Annotated in this window: 14 protein-coding genes and 1 pseudogene; 11 read left to right on the plus strand and 4 right to left on the minus strand. The window is 64.9% G+C overall.

Annotation, left to right across the window (positions count from 1 at the left end):
* Positions 1-37 precede the first annotated feature (37 nt).
* From AC1DUR_RS20165 to AC1DUR_RS20175, 3 genes are read left to right on the plus strand one after another with little or no spacing between them, the layout of a single operon-like run.
* The gene (locus tag AC1DUR_RS20165) at positions 38-577 is read left to right on the plus strand and encodes a VOC family protein (protein ID WP_477722057.1); all 540 of its coding nucleotides are present in this window, start codon (positions 38-40) and stop codon (positions 575-577) included.
* An 11-nt stretch (positions 578-588) separates the two neighbouring features.
* Positions 589-1,884: a ribulose-bisphosphate carboxylase large subunit family protein gene (locus tag AC1DUR_RS20170; protein WP_477722058.1), complete on the plus strand. Its 1,296-nt coding sequence runs from the start codon at positions 589-591 to the stop codon at positions 1,882-1,884.
* A gap of 2 nt (positions 1,885-1,886) precedes the next feature.
* Positions 1,887-3,248 (plus strand): four-carbon acid sugar kinase family protein, encoded by a 1,362-nt coding sequence (locus AC1DUR_RS20175; protein WP_477722059.1) that lies wholly within the window; start codon positions 1,887-1,889, stop codon positions 3,246-3,248.
* A 19-nt stretch (positions 3,249-3,267) separates the two neighbouring features.
* Here the strand turns inward: AC1DUR_RS20175 and AC1DUR_RS20180 are convergent, their stop codons facing one another.
* Entirely contained in the window at positions 3,268-4,242 is a 975-nt protein-coding gene (locus AC1DUR_RS20180) for a recombination-associated protein RdgC (RefSeq protein ID WP_477722060.1), read from the minus strand.
* Positions 4,243-4,644: 402 nt separating this feature from the next.
* On the opposite strand from AC1DUR_RS20180, the gene AC1DUR_RS20185 reads away from it, so the two are divergent.
* Both AC1DUR_RS20185 and AC1DUR_RS20190 read left to right on the plus strand, forming a co-directional pair.
* Positions 4,645-5,214, plus strand: coding sequence for a Spy/CpxP family protein refolding chaperone (locus tag AC1DUR_RS20185; protein WP_477719250.1), 570 nt, complete (start codon positions 4,645-4,647; stop codon positions 5,212-5,214).
* A 258-nt stretch (positions 5,215-5,472) separates the two neighbouring features.
* Positions 5,473-6,543, plus strand: a complete 1,071-nt coding sequence (locus AC1DUR_RS20190; protein ID WP_477722061.1) for a flavodoxin family protein — start codon at positions 5,473-5,475, stop codon at positions 6,541-6,543.
* Between the two features lie 102 nt (positions 6,544-6,645).
* Here the strand turns inward: AC1DUR_RS20190 and AC1DUR_RS20195 are convergent, their stop codons facing one another.
* Positions 6,646-7,002, minus strand: coding sequence for a hypothetical protein (locus AC1DUR_RS20195; RefSeq protein WP_477719248.1), 357 nt, complete (start codon positions 7,000-7,002; stop codon positions 6,646-6,648).
* 223 nt (positions 7,003-7,225) lie between these two features.
* Between AC1DUR_RS20195 and AC1DUR_RS20200 the strand changes: the two genes are divergently transcribed.
* The 4 genes from AC1DUR_RS20200 (at position 7,226) to AC1DUR_RS20215 (ending at position 10,977) form a co-directional block, all read left to right on the plus strand.
* A complete protein-coding gene (locus AC1DUR_RS20200) occupies positions 7,226-7,474 on the plus strand; it encodes a hypothetical protein (protein ID WP_477722062.1) in 249 nt (82 codons plus the stop codon).
* A gap of 261 nt (positions 7,475-7,735) precedes the next feature.
* Positions 7,736-8,506 carry an endonuclease/exonuclease/phosphatase family protein gene (locus AC1DUR_RS20205; RefSeq protein ID WP_477722072.1) on the plus strand — a complete coding sequence of 257 codons (771 nt, stop codon included), beginning with the start codon at positions 7,736-7,738 and terminating at the stop codon, positions 8,504-8,506.
* A 124-nt stretch (positions 8,507-8,630) separates the two neighbouring features.
* The gene (clsB, locus tag AC1DUR_RS20210; RefSeq protein WP_477722063.1) at positions 8,631-9,965 is read left to right on the plus strand and encodes a cardiolipin synthase ClsB; all 1,335 of its coding nucleotides are present in this window, start codon (positions 8,631-8,633) and stop codon (positions 9,963-9,965) included.
* A gap of 7 nt (positions 9,966-9,972) precedes the next feature.
* Positions 9,973-10,977 carry a lysylphosphatidylglycerol synthase domain-containing protein gene (locus tag AC1DUR_RS20215; protein ID WP_477722064.1) on the plus strand — a complete coding sequence of 335 codons (1,005 nt, stop codon included), beginning with the start codon at positions 9,973-9,975 and terminating at the stop codon, positions 10,975-10,977.
* A 303-nt stretch (positions 10,978-11,280) separates the two neighbouring features.
* On the opposite strand, the gene AC1DUR_RS20220 is transcribed toward AC1DUR_RS20215, so the two are convergent.
* A complete protein-coding gene (locus AC1DUR_RS20220; protein WP_477722065.1) occupies positions 11,281-11,823 on the minus strand; it encodes a hypothetical protein in 543 nt (180 codons plus the stop codon).
* 196 nt (positions 11,824-12,019) lie between these two features.
* On the opposite strand from AC1DUR_RS20220, the gene AC1DUR_RS20225 reads away from it, so the two are divergent.
* Positions 12,020-13,012 (plus strand): TIGR03915 family putative DNA repair protein, encoded by a 993-nt coding sequence (locus AC1DUR_RS20225; protein WP_477722066.1) that lies wholly within the window; start codon positions 12,020-12,022, stop codon positions 13,010-13,012.
* A gap of 39 nt (positions 13,013-13,051) precedes the next feature.
* Here AC1DUR_RS20225 and AC1DUR_RS20230 read toward each other — a convergent pair whose 3' ends face one another.
* Entirely contained in the window at positions 13,052-13,414 is a 363-nt protein-coding gene (locus tag AC1DUR_RS20230) for a hypothetical protein (protein WP_477722067.1), read from the minus strand.
* A gap of 283 nt (positions 13,415-13,697) precedes the next feature.
* On the opposite strand from AC1DUR_RS20230, the pseudogene AC1DUR_RS20235 reads away from it, so the two are divergent.
* Positions 13,698-13,827 (plus strand): annotated as a pseudogene (locus AC1DUR_RS20235) (IS481 family transposase); the annotation flags it as partial.

The following is a 13,827-nucleotide window of genomic DNA, read 5'->3' on the forward strand; positions in this document are numbered from 1 at the left end:
AACTCCCCACCTCCCCCTTTCACTGGAGCGACAACACATGAGCAAATTTTTTGGCGAGATCCGCCAGCTGGGCTACGTCGTGCACGACATCGAGGCGGCCATGGACTACTGGAGCAAGACCCTGGGTGTCGGCCCCTGGTTTTACAACCCCAAGGTGCCAATCAAAAACTACAGCTACAAGGGTGAATCGCACGAGCCGCATAACTCGGTGGCGCTGGCCAATTCGGGTTTTGTGCAGGTCGAGCTGATCCAGACCCGCAACAACGTGCCCTCGATGTACCGCGACTTCCTGCAGGCGGGCCGCACCGGACTGCAGCATGTGGCCTACTGGACCAGCGACTACGACGCCGACCTGGCACGCCTGCTGAAGGAAGGCTTCCAGCCGGTGATGAGCGGCGAAGTCGGCGAGAAAGGCCGCTTCATTTATTTCGACACCGAGTACCACCCCGGCACCGTCATCGAGCTGTCCGAAGTGGCCGGCCCCAAGGGCCGGATGTTCGACCTGATACGCGCCTCGTCCGAGGGCTGGGACGGCCGCGAGCCGGTGCGACCCTTTCCCGACCTGAGCAAACTCTGAAGCGCGCCGACATGCACCCCGACCGCTTTGAAGCCACCTACCTGATCGAGACCCCGCTAGCGCCCGCCCGGGTTGCCGAGGTGATGGCCGGCGAGCAGTCCTGCGGCACCTTCACCCGCGTCGAGGGCGAAACCGATGCGCTGCGCCTGCGCGCCCGCGCCACGGTGGAGTCGATCGAGGAACTGGCATCGGTGACCGCACCCAGCCTGCCCAATGCCCTGCTCGAACGCCAGGGCCATACCCCACCCCATGGCGGCCCGTGGCGCCGTGCCCGCGTGCGCATCTCCTTTCCGGTGGCCAATGTCGGCGCCAACCTGCCCACGCTGGCCGCCACCGTGTCCGGCAACCTGTATGACCTGGGTGAGGCCAGTGGTTTGCGGCTGGAGAGCATGAAGCTGCCCGCCGCCTACCGCGCGCAATTCGACAGGCCCCGGGTCGGCATCGCCGGCACACGCCAGGCCACCGGCGTGGCCAGCGGCGCGCTGGTGGGCACCATCCTCAAACCCAACGTCGGCTTTTCTGCCGCACAAACGGCCGAGCTGGTGGGGCGCCTGTGCGCCGCGGGCGTCGACTTCATCAAGGACGACGAGGTCTGCGCCGACCCGCTGCACGCCCCGCTGGCCCAGCGCGTCCCGGCCGTGATGGCCGTGGTGCGCGCGCACCAGCAGCGCACCGGCAAACACGTGATGGTGGCCTTCAACATCACCGACGAAACCGATGCGATGAAGCGCCACGCCGACCTGGTCGAGCGCGAAGGCGGCTCCTGCGTGATGGCCAGCCTCAACTGGTGCGGCCATTCGGCCCTGCAGACGCTGCGCCGCCACACCGGGCTGGCGCTGCACGGCCACCGCAACGGCTACGGCGCGCTGTCGCGGCACCCGCTGCTGGGCATGTCTTTCCAGGCCTACCAGACGCTGTGGCGCCTGGCCGGCGTGGACCACATGCATGTGCACGGCCTGCAGGGCAAGTTCTCGCAGCCCGATGCGGAAGTGATCGAATCGGCGCACGACTGTTACACGCCACTCACGGATGATGCCGAGGATGACTATGGTTTTGACGATCGCGTCATGCCGGCCTTCTCGTCGGGCCAATGGGCCGGCACGGTGCCGGCGACCTGGGCCGCCGTGAAAAGCGACGACCTGCTCTTCATGTCCGGCGGCGGCATCCTGGCGCACCCTGGCGGGCCGGCGGCCGGTGTCGCCAGCATCCGTCAGGCCTGGGCCGCCGCACGCCAGGGTGTGGCGCTGGCCGAGTTTGCGCGCGAGGCGCCCGAGCTGGCCGCCGCGCTCGCCTTCTTCGGCAAATAAGCATGCAGGCGAGCAATCAAGACAGCACGCACAGCACCCTGAAGATCGCCTACTACGGTGACGACTTCACGGGCGCCACCGACACGCTCGCCACCGCGGCGCGCGCCGGCCTGCGCACGCTGCTGTTCCTGGGCCTGCCCACCGCCGCGCAACTCGAACGCGCCGGCCCGCTCGACTGCCTGGGCATTGCCGGCGCCGCACGCGCCATGACCCCGGCCGAAATGCAGGTGGAACTCGAACCGGTGGGCCGCCTGTTTGCGGCGCTCGAGGCGCCCGTCATCCATTACAAAACCTGCTCCACCTTTGACAGCGCGCCGCATATCGGCAGCATAGGCGCAGCCCTTCGCATCCTGCGGCCGCATGCCGGCAACGCGCTGGTGCCCATTGTGGGCGGCCAGCCCAACCTGCGCCGCTACTGCGTGTTCGGCAACCTGTTTGCGGGCGCGGGCAAAGACGGCGCCATCAGCCGGCTCGACCGTCACCCGACGATGCGCCAGCACCCCATCACGCCCATGCACGAAGCCGACCTGCGCCTGCACCTGGCGCAGCAGGGCCTTGAACATGTGAGCAGCATCGCCTACCCCGACTATGAACAGCTCGATGAAGCGCTGGACCGCCAGCTTGACGCCCTCCTCGCCCAAGGCCCCGACGCTGTGCTGTTTGACATCGCCCATGCAGACAACCTCGCCGCCGTGGGCCGCCTGATCTGGCAACACGCGCAGCGCCAGCGCCTGCTCGCGGTCGGCCCCAGCAGCGTAGTGCAGGCGCTGGCCGCGCACTGGCGAACTGAACCCGATTGCGCCCAGACCACCATTGCGCCGGCGCAGGGCCCGGTGCTGGTGCTGGCCGGCAGCCTGTCGCCACTGACGGCGCGCCAGGTCAAGGCCGCCACGTCCTACGAACACATTGCGCTCGATGCGGCCCGGCTGGCCGGCGATGAAAACTACCGCATGCAGATGGCCCGCCAGATCGCCACGCGGCTGGGCCAGGGCGCCCATGTGCTGGCCTGCACCTCGGGCGAAGACGGCGCCACCGTGAACACTGGCACCACCAGTACCAGTAGCAGTCCCACCGACGGGCGCGCGCTGGCACAGGCCTGCGGCGACCTGCTGGCGCAAGTGCTGGCCACCCGGCCGATCAGGCGTTTGGGCATTGCCGGCGGTGACACCTCCAGCCATGCGGTGCAGGCCCTCCAGGCCTGGGGGCTGTCTTACCGCGCCCCCCTGGCGCCCGGCGTGGCGCTGTGCCGGCTGCACAGCGAGCAAGCGTCCCTCGACGGGCTGGAGATCATGCTCAAGGGCGGGCAAATGGGTGGCGACACGCTGTTTGAAGAACTGCTGGCCGGCACGCCCTTGCCGGTTTAAAAGCGCTGATGAAGCGCGCTTAAAAAGGCGGCGACTCTGCCTCGGCCGCAGCCAGCGCTGGGGCCAATGCCGGGGCCAGTGCCGCAGGCGCGTCAGCCCCCATCACCAACTCGCCGCCCAGCGCCTCCAGCAAATCGGGAATCAGCCGACGGATTTCCCCGGTAGCAATCGCGGCGTCGGCATCAAAGCGGTCGGCCTTGCTGGCAGCGGCATCGTCTTCAAACACGCCATCGACAAACGCCAGCTTCTTGATCTGCAGCGTATCGGTCAGCATGAACGACACCCGCCCTTCCCAGGTCATGGCCAGCCGCGTGGGCAGCTTGCCGTGGTTGATGTGCTGCTGCACTTCCTCGATGTCGAGCGCGTGCCGTGAATAGCGCACCACCGCTTTTGACTCGTCGCCGGCCTTGAGCTCGCATTCGCGGTCCACACTGAAACCGGCCGGCGGCTCCTGGCTGACCAGCCACTCCGACATGGCGGCCACCGGCGAGGCGGTGGTCTGCAGCAGCATGGCGCCCAGGCCGTCCATCGATTTGGCCAGGCAGGTCAGCACCTCGTCGGCCTTGCCCTGGCTGGCCGCGTCAATCATCAGCAGGCGCGCCTGGGGGTCTATCCACACCTGCACCGAGCCTTGCTTGGTGAAGGCCATCGGCAGCAGGTCCAGCTTGAGCTCTTCCTTGAGGTCCCGGGTTTCCTTCTTGCCGGGCTTGCGGCCGGTGGCGGCTTCAATCTGCGCCGCCCGCTCCTTGACCTTGCGGTTGATGACCGAGGCCGGCACGGCCTTGCTTTCCAGCATCAGCTTGAGCAGCCACTGGCCGCCCACCGACTCGACCAGCGGGCCGTTTGCCTCACCCCGCGGCTCCACCCAGCCGACGGATTTTTCCTGCGTCAGGCCGCACTCGACAAAGCGCATGGCCTGCAGGTTCGCTTCGAGTTGCTCCAGGGAAACCGACCACGCGGGCCCGATGCGGTACACCATCACGTTTTTGAACACGAGAAACCTTTTTGACTGTTGATTTGATTTGAAAAGGGAAGGACACGGAGTCTAGAAGACGGGCGCCCCGCGCAGCGCAGGCCAACACGGTGGCGCTGCAAAAAAATGCGCTGACCGGCCGGCACTCACTATGCTTTTAATAGCAGCTTGGCCGCGTAATACTTGGGCTACCAATGATTTTTATCCAGGATACCGACTGGAAGCGGTCAACCAACTGTAACAAATCAGGGAGGGGCGGTCCCACCGCCGGCGCGCCGCCACCACATCACGCGGCCTTCATCGAACTTTACAAACCATCACCCGCGGGCAATGGCGCGTATACAAGCGCCGGCCACACTTGCTTTCAACCTGAAGCGCATTCATTCCTGTATCAGGCTTTTTTCTTCTTGAAAGGAAGTTTTTATGAAATCCGTTCATCGTCCCTTTTCCTTCTCCCTCAAAGCCTCGGTGCACAGCTTCATCGTCGCCGGCCTACTGGCAACCGCCGGCGCCAGCGTGATGGCGCAAGGCGCGCCCATGGCACCGCCGGCCGGCCCTGCAGCCGCGGGCCAGCCGCCCGCGCCCCGCGGCGAGCACATGGGCCGCCACGACCCGGCCAAAATGCAGGCCTGGATCGCCAAACGCCAGGCCGAACTGAAGAGTCAGCTCAAGCTCACGCCGGCCCAGGAAGGCGCGTGGACCGCGTACACCGCCGCCATGCAACCCCCCGTCCATGGAGCACGCCCGACACCCGAACAGCGCGCCGAGTTTGACAAGCTGACCACGCCCGAGCGCATCGACAAAATGCGCGCCCAGCGCAGCCAGCGCATGAGCGAGATGGCCGCCGCGATGGACAAGCGAGACGCAGCCACCAAAACCTTCTATGCCGCGCTGACGCCCGAGCAGCAAAAAACCTTTGATGCCGAGTACAAGAAACGCGGCCCTCACGGCGGTCATCGCGGCCACCATGAAGGCGGCCCGCGCAAGGGCTGAGGGCTAAGACGCCAGGCTCTCAGCCGGGCCACGGCCTGCACCGGACGCTCCCTGACAGGGCAGCGCCGGTGCAGGCCTTTTTCATGCGGGCGGCGAACCTCGTGACTGCCTTCTTTTCAACAGCGCCCAACCCCGACACCTGGAAGATTCAGGCCGGTTTTGGCCCTGATTTCCGGCCGGCCAGACATAGGCCAAAAGCCGCGTAGGACGCCGCCCAAAGCCCCTCCGCACGCGCCGCAGCCTGACTAAACTGGCCGGATGACCGATATCCGCAAAGGCCAGGCGCCAGCCGTTTTGTCGCGCAGCGTGTTTCATGAGCGCTTCATGCAGTCGTTCATGGACCCGGCCTTCCGGGCCGAGGATTCCGCCATTTCCCGCGTGGAGCAGATTGCCTGGGAGGCCTACCAGCAAGGCCGCAAGGCACCGCTGACCCGCAAGGCCGGTCCGGGTTATGCCGACCCCGACTACGACCTGTCCGTCGAATGGCTGGAGACCAGAAGCCGCCTTGAAAAAGCCCAGGCCGCATGGCAGGACCCCGCGACCCGCTCACGCGTGCTGCTCATCTGCGGCTCCGCACGCAACGACGGCACCTGCCCCGGGGAAATCTCCAAGACTTTCCGCATGGTGCAATGGGCGCAAGAAACCCTGCAGCAGGCCCAGCTGGACACCGATGTGCTCGACCTCAGCCTGCTCACCTCCAGCTACCACCTGCATATTCATCCGTGCAAGGGCTGCGTCTCCACGGCCATGCCGCTGTGCCACTGGCCCTGCAGCTGCTACCCCAACCATTCGCTCGGGCAAACCGGCGACTGGATGGCTGACATCTATGAGCGCTGGACGGCGGCGCATGCCGTCATCATCGTGACGCCGGTCTACTGGTACCAGTCGCCCAGCCCGCTCAAGCTCATGATGGATCGTCTGGTCTGCGCCGACGGCGGCAACCCGGACCCTACGAGCACCCACGGCAAAAAGCCGGCCGAAGCCAAGGAGCTGGAACTCAAGGGCTGGGACTACCCGCAGCACCTGGCGGGTCGCGCTTACGGCCTGGTGGTGCATGGCGACGTGGCCGGCATTGAAGGCGTGCGGCGCGGCCTGTCGGACTGGCTCGACTGGATGGGCCTGATCGACGCCGGCAGCCTGGCGCGCCTGGATCGCTATGTGGGTTACTACGAGCCCTACGCGACCAGCCACGCGACGCTGGATGCGGACCAGGCCATGCTGGCCGAGGTGCGCAATGTAGCGGGCGCCGTCGCCAACGCCGTGAAGGCCCTGCGCGCCGGTACGCTGTCCCAGCCAGACAAGGGCTTGGCGCGTCCGCGTCCCAAATAACAGGCAACAAGCCTGAAGCAGGCCACGCACAGCGAGGGCCCGCCGGCATCATCCCCTGCCGGCTTACCAAGGCCCTCTATGGGGCCGGGTGAACCGATTGGTCTAGCCCGGTGCAACGCCCTTGAGGTTATCCGTCGGCGGCGCCTTTTCCTTGCGCGCAGCCCGCTTGGCGTCCCTGGTGGCCTTTTTATCAGCCTTGGCCGCCGCGCGTTCCTCCGCGCTCTTCGGCGTGCCGCCGGTCGGCGCAGGGCTCACGATGTCGTCCTGGCTCTTGGTCGCGGCGGCTGTGGGAGCCTTTTTCCCAGGCTTGGCTGCGTCGCGTTCCTCCGCGGTCTTCGGCGTGCCGCCGGCCGGCGAAATGCCGGTCTGGGCGTGCGCCGCGGCGCCGAACATCAGCGCGGCCGTCATCGCCGCGGCCAACGGGATGGATTTCATGGAAAACTTCTTGATCTTGAGCATGTGGATTCCTTTGACGGACCGGGTACGCCGTACCTGGCTCGAGGCTGGTTGATAAAAAAACACGCCCACCACCGTCCACGACGGCAGGCGCTCTTGTCACTTTAGGGGCGCGGCGCAGGATGCCTATCGGAAAGGCGCACCGCACCCTGTAGGACGGAGTCCCTCCTGCGGTTGTGCCGCTGCATCACCTGGCATCAGCGCGCGGACCCGGGGATGGCGGGGATTGGTTTCACCCGACGGGCAGCGTGCATTTTCCGGCCCCGGGCGCCGCCCTTTGGGCCAGAATAGCGAGAAGGTTCCACCGCGCCGCGTCCACCAGGCTGGACAACGCAAAAAGGGAATCAGCCATGAACCGAAAACAGGCGAGCGAAAGGCCAGCAAAAAGGTGAAAGGCGAGATGAGCTACCCTTACCTGTTCCAGATGATCGACAAGGCGGCGTTTCTGCCTGGTTGGGGTGCTTGCAAAGGCTGATTTCCGCCAAATAAGTTGCTGTCCTACACTTTCATTCATCCCCCGGCCGCAACAATGACTAGGGACGATCCAGGCTCTTCTTTTTTTTCTTTTTTTACCTGAGGCGTCTCTCCCCTTTTTATGCAGTCTCCCGTCCGCCCGCCCCCTCCCTCCGCATCGCGCCGCGCGCCTGGCACGGTGTCGCAGGTCGCACCGGAGCTACTACCCGAGGCCGCCACCTCCATCGACATGGCGGCGGTAGAGGCCGACACCCAGACCGCGATGGCGGCCGCCAGCGCCGAGTCGTCATTTCTGTTCAAGGTGCTCACGGTCAACATCCACAAGGGCTTCACCTTCTTCAACCGCAAGTTCATCCTGCCCGAACTGCGCGAGGCGGTACGAACGGTGGGGGCGGATGTGGTGTTCCTGCAGGAGGTCACCGGCAACCACCTCAAGCATGCGGACAAGTTCGACAACTATCCCGACACGCCGCACTACGAGTTCCTGGCCGACACGATCTGGCCGCAGTTCGCCTATGGCCGCAATGCGGTCTACACCAACGGCCACCATGGCAACGCCGTGTTATCCAAATTCCCGATCGTGCGCTTCGAAAACCGCGATGTTTCCATCAGCGGCCCGGAGCGTCGCGGCCTGCTGCATTGCGAACTGAAGGTCCCCGGCCGCAGCGTGAATGTGCATGCCATCTGCGTGCACCTCGGCTTGATGGAGACACACCGCGTGCAGCAAATGGAAATGCTGTGCGACCTTGTGCGCAGTGACATTCCGGCCCACGCCCCCGTGGTCGTCGCGGGCGACTTCAACGACTGGCGGCTGCGGGCACACACCGTGCTCGAAACCGGCGCCGACCTGCATGAGGTGTTCGTTCAGGCCAACGGCCAGGCCGCAAGAACCTTCCCCGCGCGTTTGCCCCTGCTGCGGCTGGACCGCATCTATGTGCGCAACGCCATCGGCCATGCGCCGGTCGTCCTGCCCAGCCGGCCCTGGTCGCACCTGTCGGATCACGCGCCCCTGGCGGCGGAGATTGAATTGTAGGTATGGCCCCCACGCTTTTCACTTCGTGTAATGCGCTGCCCCCCGAGGGGGCGCTGCGCCTGCGGCCCGGCAAAGCCGGTTCCGCGGCCCCTGCTGGAATAGTCTTGGCACCCGCGGGAGGCTTATGAGCCCATGGATCAGCGGCAACCAGTTCCGCCTGCTTGAAAACGGCGAAGAGTATTTCCCCCGCGTCTTTGCCTGCATTGCCGCCGCCGAGCGCGAGGTCGTGCTGGAAACCTTCATCCTGTTTGACGACAAGGTCGGCCGGGCGCTGCATGCCGCCCTGCTGCAGGCGGCCACGCGCGGCGTGCAGATTGACATCACCGTTGACGGCTATGGCTCACCCGACCTGTCGCACGAATTCATTTCTGCACTGACCGAGGCGGGTGTCCGGGTTCATGTGTTCGACCCCGGCCCCAGACTCTGGGGCTGGCGTACCAATCTGTTTCGCCGCATGCACCGCAAGATCGTGGTGGTCGATGGCCAGCGGGCCTTTGTGGGCGGCCTCAATTACTCGGCCGATCACCTGGCCGATTTCGGCCCCGCGGCCAAACAGGACTATGCGGTCGAAATTGAAGGCCCCATCGTCACCTTCATTCACGCCTTTGTGCACCGGGCACTGGCTGCCGGCCAGCGCAATGCGCAAGATAGTCTGGCCGGCCGGCTGCGTGAGCGCCTGTCCAGCCGCGCCCATTCGCTGGCCCGAAGCTGGGGGCTCGCCCCGCCAGGCCAGGCCGCGGCCGCTCCCGCCGGTGAAGCGGCAGCCATCTTCGTGACACGCGACAACCGCGAACACACCAACGACATCGAACGCCACTACCGCATTGCCATCCGCGTGGCCCGCCAGCGCATCGTGATTGCCAATGCCTACTTCTTCCCCGGCTACCGCCTGCTCAAGGAGATGCGCAAGGCGGCGCGGCGCGGCGTCGACGTGCGGCTCATCCTGCAGGGCGCGCCCGACATGCCCTTCGTCAAAACCGCCGCCAGCATGCTGTACCACCACCTGCTGGAAGCCGGCGTGCGCATTTACGAGTATTGCGAGCGACCGCTGCACGGCAAAGTCGCCGTGACCGACGATGAATGGGCCACCGTGGGCTCCAGCAACCTTGACCCGCTGAGCCTCTCGCTGAACCTGGAGGCCAACGTGATCATCCGCGACCGCGCCTTCAACCAGCACCTGAGCGCACGGCTGGACCACCTGATGCAACACGGCTGCAAGCAGATCGGCCCCGGGGACCTGGAGGAGTCGAGCGGCTGGCGCACCGTGCGCAGCTTTTTCCTGTTTCACCTGCTGCGCCGTTACCCGGCCTGGGCAGGCTGGCTGCCCGCGCATGCGCCGCGCATCACGCCAGCCCTCGCACCCGCCGACCCCAAGGGCAATACCTGCACCAGTACCGGCACCGGCACCGGCACCGCACAGGCAGACACCGTCAGCCGGGCGGACCCAACCATTTTGTGAGCAGTAAATGACCAACAGCCGCCCCGCAGTCCCGGCCTCGCGGCGCGAGGGCCGGCATAAATTCACCGCCAAAGCCTGGTGGCCGTGGTTCAAGCGCGGCGCCAGCGTGGTGTTCTTTGTGCTGGTGGCCGGCCTGCTGATCTCCCAGGCCCGCCATATCAAGTGGGACCAGGTGCTCACCTCGCTGCAGCGCTATCCGCTCAGCGCCGCCTGGGGCGCCGTGCTGCTCGCCCTGACGAGCTACGCGCTCTACAGCACATTCGACCTGCTGGGGCGGCATTACACCGACCACAACTTGCGGGCCCGTACCGTGATGACGATCACCTTCATCAGCTATGCCTTCAACCTCAACCTCGGCTCGCTGGTGGGCGGCGTCGCCTTCCGCTTCCGGCTGTATTCACGCCTGGGCCTGCCCACCGGCATCATCACGCGCATCATGTCGATAAGCATGCTCACCAACTGGATGGGCTATCTGCTGCTGAGCGGCCTCGTGTTCAGCCTGCGCCCCCCCGCCGTGCCCGCCGACTGGGGCATAAGCACGGACCACCTGCGTCTGATCGGTTTCGGTTTGCTGGCCGGCGCCGCATGCTACCTCGGCGTTTGCGCTTTTTCCCGCCCGCGCGTGCTGTGGGTGCGCGGCCACGGGATTGACCTGCCCTCGGTCAGGCTGGCCACCCTGCAATTGCTCATGGGCGCCACCAACTGGCTGGTGATGTCGGGCATTATTTTCATCCTGCTGCAGCACCGCATCGATTTTTCCGCCGTGGTCAGCGTGTTGCTGCTGGCCGCCATCGCCGGCGTGATCACGCACATACCGGGCAACCTGGGGGTGCTGGAGGCGGTCTTCGTGGCCCTGCTGTCGCACCAGATGGCCCAACATGAATTGCTGGCGGCACTGGTGGCGTACCGGCTTATTTACTACCTGATACCGCTGGGCATCGCGGCGGTGGCCTATCTCGTGATCGAAACCCGAGCCAAAAAGGCCGGCAGCCGCGCCAAAGAAGCCACTTAGCACTGCTTCATACCGCGCTCATGCCGCTCACTCCTGGCGTGGCTCAGGCTGACAGGCGCCCCAAAAAACATCTTCCGCCTTTTTAGAAGCTGTTAGGCGTCGTTATGCATCTTTAAAGACAGAAAAAATCCAATGCCGGTGTCTTTCGGGCAGCGGCGGAAGTCCGCCCAGACCTGAGCCGAGTAACACATGGGTGATCCTGACTCTCGATTTCCTCTTCGGCCCCCATGCATCGCCCGCGGTTCCGGGACAAGGAAATCGGGCGGCCCATCGAGGTGACTGCCAGCGCGATGGCTCAGGGGACTACGAATGAATGTGTTCTCCACCGCTTTCTTGCCAACGTTGCTGGATTTGCAAGGCATCTGCATGGGAGTGCGCTTTCACACCAAGCAGAATGCCGCCTGCACGGAGTCCGACTTCGTACTGCTCGACGCGCGAGTCCGGAATGCCCCAATTCTTGAGTATTCCCATGAGGCCGATCGCTACACCAGTCGCTGCGGAAGCTATCAGTGCTATGGCGAAGGGCCCGGCAACTATCCCGAAACCAGGAATCAGTAACACGCCCACAGCTGCAATTACCGGCGCAAGCGTGCCCACCGTCCCACCCACCGGACCACCCCACGTGTTGTTCGCCGGGTTGTTGATATCTGCTACAGCGGCCTTCTCTTCCAGATCAGTCGTATCTGGATAATCTGTGGTCGGGTTGTGGGCGGGAAAGTATCGTTGGCGAACTTCGTCGGACATGACCACATTGACATCGCTCTTGTCGTAGCCCAGGTCGACAACGGACTGGAAAGCGAGCTCCGCGCTGCCCTTGTCCTTGAACAAGCCAGTGACCATGGTCATCGCATTCTCCTTGTCGCAGTCAGAGCAGGGAACAACCTTGCTTTTGATTTTGAACCTACTGGTGCCAAGCAGATATACTGTATATTAATACAGTAGTTACACGGCAAAAAACCCGCCATCTGGCCGATGCCGCCAAATACCGCGCGTCCTGAACGTCGAGCGGCACGGTCAGGCACCAGTCCATGGGCGGCACCTGGTGAAAAAGAAAGGAGCAGCCATGGGCGTGATGAATGACCTGCTGACGAACGACCTCTTTCCCCAAGCCCGGCGGCCGGTCACGCTGCAGGGGCCGGCAGACCTGGAAGGGTTTCGCCGCGCCGCCCGCAGCCTGCTGGCCCAGCAGATGCTGCCCGAACAGGTCAGCTGGCAAAGTGGCGGCCCGGCCATGCAGAACCTGTTTGCCGCAACCGGCGAGGCCCAAGCCAGCGCACTGCCCCCGGCATTGGACGAAGCCCCGGCCATCAGCGTGCCGCCCGGGTTCTTCTCTCTGTGCCAGAGTGTCATCCTGCACCGCGACCCCAACCGTTTCGACCTGCTCTACCGCCTCCTGTGGCGCCTGGTGCATGAGCCCGGCCTGCGGCACGACCCGCTGGATGCCGACATGGCGAAGGCGCAGCTGCTCGCCCAGGCGGTGCACCGCGACATCCACAGGATAAAAGCTTTTGTGCGCTTTCGCACCGTACAGGACGACACCTTCAAAACCCGGCCAGAAGGCGGGCCGCTGCATGTGGCCTGGTTCGAACCCGAACACCACATCGTGCAGGCCGTCGCGCCTTTCTTTGCCCGGCGCTTCGCGCAAATGCGCTGGGCCCTCCTGACGCCCGAGTGCAGCGTGGAGTGGGATTACGCAGGCCCCCGCGCCCGGCACGCAGGAGCCTCGCTGCTCCCCGGCAGCGCGTCGGGGCAACTGCGCTTTGGCCCGGGCGCCAACAAAGAGGACGTACCTCCGCCCGACGCCGGCGAGCAGCGCTGGCTCACGTACTACCAGCACATCTTCAACCCCGCACGCCTGAAGCGCAGGACGATGCCCAAGGAAATACCGCGGGAAATGCCGCGCAAATACCGGCGCAACCGGCCCGAGGCCGAACTGATCCACACACTGGCAGCGGGCGCGTATGCGCGCAGCGCCAACGCGGTGATGCCGCGGACCGACCTGGCGCTGGCCCAACACAAATTGCGACTGTATTGACTGTATTAATGGCTGGAAACGATTGACTTTGTTGGGCTGTCATTTCACCGGCATGCCAGACCCGGGCGCGGGCAATACCGTATCGCGCCCATCCCGGTAACCGGGCGGCTGCGCCGGACGCACCGACGAATCACGCGGATCGGGCGGCGCGACAGGGTCAGAGGCCGGCGCCGTGCTGCGCCGGGCCGGGTTGCGGTTCAGCGGGTTTCTCAGCGGTACTGTCTGATCTGCGGTGGGAGGTCGGGGCTTGCCGTTTTGCAGGTCAGGATCTGCCGGCCTGGCCGTCTCCGGCGAAGACATGGGAGTCGGCGAAACAGACGGCGTCTGTGCAAGCGCCCATGGCCCGGCGAAGCCGCCGAGGGCAAGCATCAGGGCTGTGGTCAGGACATGATGGGGCTGCATGATCAATCTCCTGCTTTGCAAGTCACTTTACGCCGCCTCTGGGCGGTGCGCCAGTGATGGCCATCATGGTTGCGTAATGTCAGGTGCGGTGGCGGGAGTTTGCTTTGATGGGAGCTTGTTTTTGATGATGGTGCTGAGGGGCTTCTGAGGCTTGCTGGCCGGGTCTCGCCCCGGCGGGCGACTTACTTTTCTTTGCTTCGCTGTATGGACTGGGCACATACGCAACAGGTGTTCGGAGACATAGGAAACACTTCTTCAGCGCCATTGGCGCAAGGAGAAGGGCATGCCTTGGCAACCGAGAGACCTGATGGACATCAAACGCGAATTCGTGGCACTGGCCTTGCAAGAAGGCGCCAACCGGCGCGAGCTGTGTCGGCGCTTTGGCATTGGCGCGAAGGCCGCATATGCACTGC

This window comes from Polaromonas sp. P4_F4 (genome assembly GCF_056401355.1).